Source organism: Streptomyces sp. (assembly GCF_031178505.1).
Taxonomy (GTDB): domain Bacteria; phylum Actinomycetota; class Actinomycetes; order Streptomycetales; family Streptomycetaceae; genus Streptomyces; species Streptomyces gulbargensis.
Genome location: NZ_JAPSIW010000403.1, coordinates 1 through 6,357, shown reverse-complemented (window position 1 = coordinate 6,357; position 6,357 = coordinate 1). Strand labels below are relative to the sequence as shown.

Below are 6,357 nucleotides of genomic sequence, written 5' to 3'. Positions count from 1 at the left end.
CCTTGATCTTCTCGCCCTTGGCCCGCGTCTTCTCGTCGGCCGCCATGACGGCTCCTTTCCGAGTGATCGTCACTTCCGGGAAGGTCCGTATGACCGGGCCCGGCGCCGCGAAACCTGCCGGCGCGGAGAGCACCGTCCGCTCAGGCGCCGGCCTGGATGTGCAGGGCGCAGATGTCGTCGCGCCGGCCGCCGGGGGCGTCGAGCCGGGCGAGCAGATGGTCGAGAAGGTTCACGCCGGGAGGTGTGGCCGCCGCGGTGGCGGTGAGACGGGCGAAGCCGTCGTCGAGGGACTCGCCCGGCTTCTCGATGAGGCCGTCGGTGTACAGGACCAGCTCGTCGCCGGGGTCGAGGGTGACGACCGCCTCGGTGTAGACGGGGTCGGGGGTCGCCCCCAGGAGGACGCCCGCGGGCCGGTCGAGGATCAGGGGGAGGCCGTCATGGATCATGAGAGGCGGCAGGTGCCCTGCCTGCACCCAGGAGAGGCGGCGGGTGTCCGGCTGGTAGCGGGCCATGATCATGGTCGCGGTGTTCATGTGGCCGTCCGCCGTGTGCAGCAGGACCGTGTTGAGCCGGGCGAGGATGTCCGGCAGCGGCGTGCCGGTGACGGCCATGCCCTTGGCGGTGAAGCGGAGCTGGGCCATGGTGGCGACGGAGTCGAGGCCGTGGCCGCCGACGTCCCCGAGGACCAGCAGCGCGCTGCCGTCGGGCAGCTCGACCGCGCTGTACCAGTCGCCGCTCACGTTCAGGCCCTGCTCGGCCGGCCGGTACGCGACGTCGACCTGGAGCCCCGCCAGGGTGCGGGTCTGCTGGGCGATGGGCAGCAGCGCCTCCTGGAGCCGGGCCGCCAGCGCCCGCTCGGCGCGCAGCCGGCCGAGCTGCAGGTGGGCGTTGCGCTCGTGCGCGAGGATCTCCTGCTCGGCCCGCTTGGTGGCGGTCACGTCCTGCAGGAAGCCGCGCACCTCGAGCGGTGTGCCGTCGGCGGCTCGTTCCGCCTCGGCGACGAGCCGCACGTACCGGAGCCCGGACGGGGCGCCGACCCGGCAGGTCCGGTCGACCGGGGTACCGTCGGCGAGCAGGCGCCGTACGTCCTCCTCCAGGCCCGCGGTGTCCTCCCCCGCGATCAGGCGGGGCAGCTCCGCGAGTGGCACGGGGCCGTCGGCGGGGTCGCGCTCGATGACCGCGTACGCCTGCTCGGACCAGGTGGCGGTGTCGGCGGCCACGTCCCAGTCGGCCCAGCCGAGGTTGCCGAGCCGCTGCATGATGTCGAGCCGCCGCTGGTCACGTACGTCGGCGTTGAGCCGGACCCAGGACAGGACCAGCCGTCCGCGCCAGGGGGCGGCGCGCACCGAGAACCGCGAGAGGCGTACGACCCCTCCGGCGGCGTCCTCCATCTCGACGGGCTCACCGCTCCAGACGGTGGAGGTCGCGAGCGCGGTCAGGTAGCCGTCCCACAGCGGGGTGCCGCGCAGGTGCGGGTACTCCACCAGGAGCCGCCGCCCGATCAGGTCCCGCCCGGAGACGCCGAGGATGTCGACGGCCCCGGCCGAGGCGGCGTCCATGCGGAAGTCGGTCACGTCCCCGCCGGGGCCGCGCAGCGGGGTGAGAAGAACCACCATTCCGGGGAGTGCTTCGAACAGCCGCACGGTGGCACCGTCCACCCCTCCGGCCGCTCCGGGCTCGCCCGCCCCTTCGAAGGATTCCGAGGGCACCCACGGGGCGATCGCCGTCGTCCCGAGGGGGTCGGACGCCGGCCCCAGGGGGTCGGACGCCGGCCCCAGGGGGTCGGACACCGGCCCGAAGGCGGGCGGCAGCGCCTCCGGGACCGGTCCGGCTCCCGGAGTGGCCTCGTGGGGGCGCAGGCCCGCCAGCAGCGTCCTGGCCTCGTCGGTCAGGGAACGGCCCTCGCGTACGGCCCGCCGCACGAGCTCCGCCTCGGCGGCCTCCGCGGAGGCGCCGGACAGCGCCATGAGAACGCCCTTCGCCTGCTCCACCTCCGCCCCGGGCAGGCTCTCCCCGGCGCGAGCGCAGCCGCCATGCAGCCGTGCGCTCACCCGCGCCAAGAAGTCGTCGCTCTCCTGCGTCACATCCGCCATACCCGAAGCATGTCAGTACGCGGGGGCGCGGGAGCAAGCCCACCGGGTGTGAGATAACCCGGTTCGTGACGAAGAGATCCGGGATGCCCCGCCGAACCAGGGGTATCCGGAACACCATGGAACCCACCGACACCACGCCCCTGCGGGCCGTAGCGCTCGTCTGCACGCTGTCCCCGTCCCCGGCCCCCTCCAGTTCGCAGCTGCTGGCCGAGCAGACCATGGCCGCGCTGAGCGAGCACGGCGTCACGGGGAAGACGATCCGGATCGCCGACCACGACGTGCGCCCGGGCGTGCAGATCGACATGGGCGAGGGCGACGCCTGGCCGGGCATCCGGGACACCGTCATGGGCGCCGACATCCTCGTCCTCGCGACCCCCATCTGGCTCGGCCACCCCTCCAGCATCGCCCAGCGGGTCCTGGAACGCCTGGACGCGGAGCTCTCCGAGACGGACGACGAGGGCCGGCTGCTCACGTTCGGCAAGGTCGCCGCGGTCTGTGTGGTCGGCAACGAGGACGGCGCCCACAAGGTCAGCGCCGATCTCTTCCAGGGTCTGAACGACGTGGGCTTCACCCTGGCCGCGAACGCCGTCACCTACTGGGTGGGCGAGGCGATGCAGGGCACGGACTACCAGGACCTCGACAAGGTCCCCGAGGCCACCGCCCGCGCCACGCGCACCCTCGCCGCGAACACCGCCCACCTGGCCCGGCGCCTGAAGTACGCCCCGTACCCGCCGTCCTCCTGACCGCTCCGCGCGCGCCGCGCCCCCTCCAGGTCCGCCGGGAGGGGGCGCTTCCCCGTCGCGGTCGGCGGTCCGCCGCCTACGGACGGCCGGTGCGCTTGCGGTCGAGGCGCCAGACGACCAGGGACAGCAGGCTCAGGCCCACCAGGACGCCGCCGGTCACGAACGCGAGCATGCGGTCGGCCGTGTGGACCGCCGTGTTCTGAAGGTCCAGGACGAACGGCGAGACGATCAGCCAGACGCCCGCGAGGCCGATGACGGCGTCGGACCACAGCCCCGCACCCCGGTAGACGCGCCACCCGGCGGTGAACGCGACGACCAGCCCGACCAGCAGCTCGTTCATCTGCGCGTCCTTGGGCCCGGTCTCCGTGATCATCGGCATGACCAGGAGCAGCACCCCGACCGCGAACATCAGCAGGCCCAGGATCTGGTCGTGCACTCCCTGACGCAGGACGTGGGACGGATCCGAGACGCGCGGCCTCAGCCCCCGCTCGATGTGGATCACCATGGCCCTCAGCTCCTCGTGGTGGTCGTCTCTCCCCGTGGTGGTGACGCGGCTCATGGCGGGTACCCACTGCGCCCGTCCCCACGCGCGGCGGCCGCCTCCCCCTTACGGCGGGACGGCTCCGGGGCAGGGGTGTGGAAGGAGGCGTCCGTTGAGGTGAGACCCCGGGCGCCCCACGGATGGAAGGCGTGGCCCCGGGCACGCGTGGGGGGACTCACCGACGAACCTTTTCCCGAAAGGCCGGTGCCACATGACGTTCAACCCCCTCGAACAGCGGGGCATCCCCCTGGACAGGCAGGTGCGCAGCTGGCGCGAGCTCGACGTCGCGCCGATCGACCCGGACGCCACCGACCCGTACACCCGCTGCCGGGTCATCACGATGAACGGCATCGAGGTCGAGGCGATCCTCTTCAGCCACCAGCTCGCCCGGCACACCGCCGACCCGGAGATCAAGCGGAGCCTGGCCGAGGTCCGCTACGTCGAGGCGCAGCAGCAGAAGGCGGTCAACTGGCTGCTGCCGGGCGTCTCCTCCGTCCTGGAGACGACGATCGCGTACGAGCAGGTGGCGGTGGACCTGACCGCGTGGATCGCCCGGATGGAGCCGGACCCGTACCTGCGGCAGGCGTACGAGTTCGGTGTCCTGGAGGATTTCGACCACCTGTACCGGTACGCCAACCTGTACGAGATGATCGAGCACCGCAAGGCCGAGTCGATCGTGGACGGCCTCACGGAGGTCATGCCGGGCCGCCCGACGCGGATGCACCACCGCCATCCTTACGACAACGTGCGCGACCCGTACGACAGGACCCGGGTCGATCCGCTGTCGAAGCTGCACGCGCTGACCGTCATGTCGGCGGAGCAGCAGACGATGAACTTCTACATGAACACCGGGCCGACCTACATGGAGCCGATCGCCCGGCAGCTCTACCAGGAGATCGGGCTCATCGAGGAGGAGCACGTCACCCACTACGAGTCGCTCGTCGACCCGGGCGAGACGTGGTGGGAGCAGCTGGTCAACCACGAGTACAACGAGTGCTACCTCTACTACTCCTTCATGGAGCAGGAGAGCCATCCGAAGGTGAAGGCGCTGTGGGAGCTGCACCTGAACATGGAGCTGGAGCATCTGCGGATCGCCTGTGACCTCATGCGCCGGCACGACGGGCGCGAACCGGAGGAGGTGCTCGCGCCGCAGTTGCCGAACGTGCTGACCTTCGAGCCGAACAAGGCCTATCTGCGCGAGCTGCTGGCCACGCAGATCGACCTCACGACGCTCGGCGCCGGGTACGTGCGTGAGGCGCACGAGCGGTTCGAGGAGATGCAGCGGAGGCTGAACGACGGAGAGCGCCCGCCGAGCGACCGCGTCATGGACCAGCACCGGCAGGTGTTCGGCCGGGACTACCGGCTGGAGACCGAAGGTCCCCACCCCGTCGCCTCCGAGCGTGCCTGATGGGGGCCGCGGAGGACGAGGCCGTGGACGAGCACGCCCGGACGGGCGACCCCGTGGCCGGGGACGACGTGGTGGCCCTGCTGATGCGGCAGCACGGCGAGATCCACACCCTGTTCGACGAGGTCCGCGCCGCCGAGGGAGAGGCGCGGGCCGAGGCCTTCCGGCGTCTGGTGCGCCTGCTCGCGGTGCACGAGACGGCCGAGGAGGAGGTCGTGCACCCCCATGCCCGTACCGCCTTCGACGGCGGCGGGGAGGTGGCGGACGACCGGCTCGCCGAGGAGAAGGCGGCGAAGGAGAAGCTGACCGCGCTGGAGGACATGGACGTGTCCGACCCGGCCTTCGTGCCGGCGCTGCTGTCACTGCGCAACGCGGTCCTGGTGCACGCGCGGGCGGAGGAGCGGTACGAGTTCGCGCTGCTGCGGCGCACCACCTCGCCGGCCCGGCTCGCCCTGATGGCGAAGGCGGTCCGTGCCGCGGAGGCCACCGCGCCGACGCACCCGCATCCGGGGGTCGAGAGCGCCGCCGCGAACCTCGCCGTCGGACCGGTGGCGGCCGTGATGGACCGCGCGCGGGACGCGATCCGGCGCACGATGGGTGGAGGGGACGGCTAGGGGGTGCCCGGAAAACAGCGGCGCCCGGTGCCTGGCGGCTCCCCGGGCCCGCTGAGGGCGAGGGGAGGATCGCACGGCGGAGGAGCGCCTCGTACGGGGCGCACCCCGGTGACCCCGTGACGCCGGGGGTGCCTCCCGTACCCGAAGGGCCACGGGGGAGAGCGTGCGGACGCAGGGGCCCCCGGGCGAAGCACTGGGGATCGCGTGCCGGGCGCGACGGCGCGGACCCGGCCCAGGCCCTTTTCCGCTCCGCCGTGACGGGCCTTCGCCGGCGGGCCCGTCACGGCCGGGAGGGTGATGCCGGCGGGCACCCGGCGGAAGCGGGCCGGCAGGGCCCCGGAGGACGGAGCAGGGTGGACGCGTGGACGTCGAGAAGGTCACGGACGAGCTGTACGGGCTGACGCCGGGCGAGTTCACGGCGGCGCGCGACCGGTACGCGGCCGAGGCGCGCCGGGCGAAGGACCCGGCGGCCGCGAAGGCCATCGCGGCCCTGCGGCGTCCCACGCTCGCGGCCTGGGCGGCGAACCTGCTGGCCCGCCGGCAGCCGGACCGGGCCGGGGAGCTCCTGCGCCTCGGGGAGATGCTGCGGGAGGCGCACCGCTCGCTCGACGGCGCGCAGCTGCGGACGGCGAGCCGTCAGCAGCACCGGCTGGTCACCGCTCTCGCCCGGACGGCGGCGGAGCTGGCCGGCGAGGCGGGGCAGTCGGTGAGCGACACGGTCCTGGCCGAGATCGAACAGACCCTCCACGCCGTGCTCGCCCACCCGGACGTCGCCGAGCAGTGGTCCCGGGGGCGGCTGGCCAAGGTGCCGGAAGCGGCGGTCGGCTTCGGCGTCGTCACCCCGGACACCCTGCCGCCCCGGTCCGCGCCCGCGCCGTCGAGCGAGCGGTGCGCCTCCCGCAGCATCTCCCCGAGGCGCAGGAGCTCCCCGGCCCGGTCCGGCTGCCGGCGGGCCAGCAGG

The 6,357-nt window shown here is 73.2% G+C and carries 6 protein-coding genes; 4 read left to right on the top strand and 2 right to left on the bottom strand.

The window, feature by feature from the left end:
• Nucleotides 1-140 precede the first annotated feature (140 nt).
• The gene (locus RIF68_RS23460; protein WP_309053268.1) at nt 141-2,093 is read right to left on the bottom strand and encodes a SpoIIE family protein phosphatase; all 1,953 of its coding nucleotides are present in this window, start codon (nt 2,091-2,093) and stop codon (nt 141-143) included.
• Nucleotides 2,094-2,209: 116 nt separating this feature from the next.
• Between RIF68_RS23460 and RIF68_RS23455 the strand changes: the two genes are divergently transcribed.
• Nucleotides 2,210-2,836 carry an NAD(P)H-dependent oxidoreductase gene (locus RIF68_RS23455; RefSeq protein ID WP_309053267.1) on the top strand — a complete coding sequence of 209 codons (627 nt, stop codon included), beginning with the start codon at nt 2,210-2,212 and terminating at the stop codon, nt 2,834-2,836.
• A gap of 76 nt (nt 2,837-2,912) precedes the next feature.
• Here the strand turns inward: RIF68_RS23455 and RIF68_RS23450 are convergent, their stop codons facing one another.
• Nucleotides 2,913-3,395, bottom strand: a complete 483-nt coding sequence (locus tag RIF68_RS23450) for a hypothetical protein (RefSeq protein WP_309053266.1) — start codon at nt 3,393-3,395, stop codon at nt 2,913-2,915.
• A 193-nt stretch (nt 3,396-3,588) separates the two neighbouring features.
• Between RIF68_RS23450 and RIF68_RS23445 the strand changes: the two genes are divergently transcribed.
• The 3 genes from RIF68_RS23445 to RIF68_RS23435 all read left to right on the top strand — a co-directional run.
• Complete coding sequence (locus tag RIF68_RS23445; protein WP_309053265.1) at nt 3,589-4,785, top strand: hypothetical protein; 1,197 nt, start codon at nt 3,589-3,591, stop codon at nt 4,783-4,785.
• A 23-nt stretch (nt 4,786-4,808) separates the two neighbouring features.
• The gene (locus tag RIF68_RS23440; RefSeq protein ID WP_309053264.1) at nt 4,809-5,396 is read left to right on the top strand and encodes a hemerythrin domain-containing protein; all 588 of its coding nucleotides are present in this window, start codon (nt 4,809-4,811) and stop codon (nt 5,394-5,396) included.
• Between the two features lie 361 nt (nt 5,397-5,757).
• On the top strand, nt 5,758-6,357 hold a 600-nt coding region (locus RIF68_RS23435; protein ID WP_309053263.1), incomplete at its 3' end, for a hypothetical protein.

Coding starts and splice junctions, on each gene's coding strand:
- RIF68_RS23460 (WP_309053268.1), bottom strand. CDS start 2,093: ATGGCGGATGTGACGCAGGAGAGCGACGACTTCTTGGCGCGGGTGAGC.
- RIF68_RS23455 (WP_309053267.1), top strand. CDS start 2,210: ATGGAACCCACCGACACCACGCCCCTGCGGGCCGTAGCGCTCGTCTGC.
- RIF68_RS23450 (WP_309053266.1), bottom strand. CDS start 3,395: ATGAGCCGCGTCACCACCACGGGGAGAGACGACCACCACGAGGAGCTG.
- RIF68_RS23445 (WP_309053265.1), top strand. CDS start 3,589: ATGACGTTCAACCCCCTCGAACAGCGGGGCATCCCCCTGGACAGGCAG.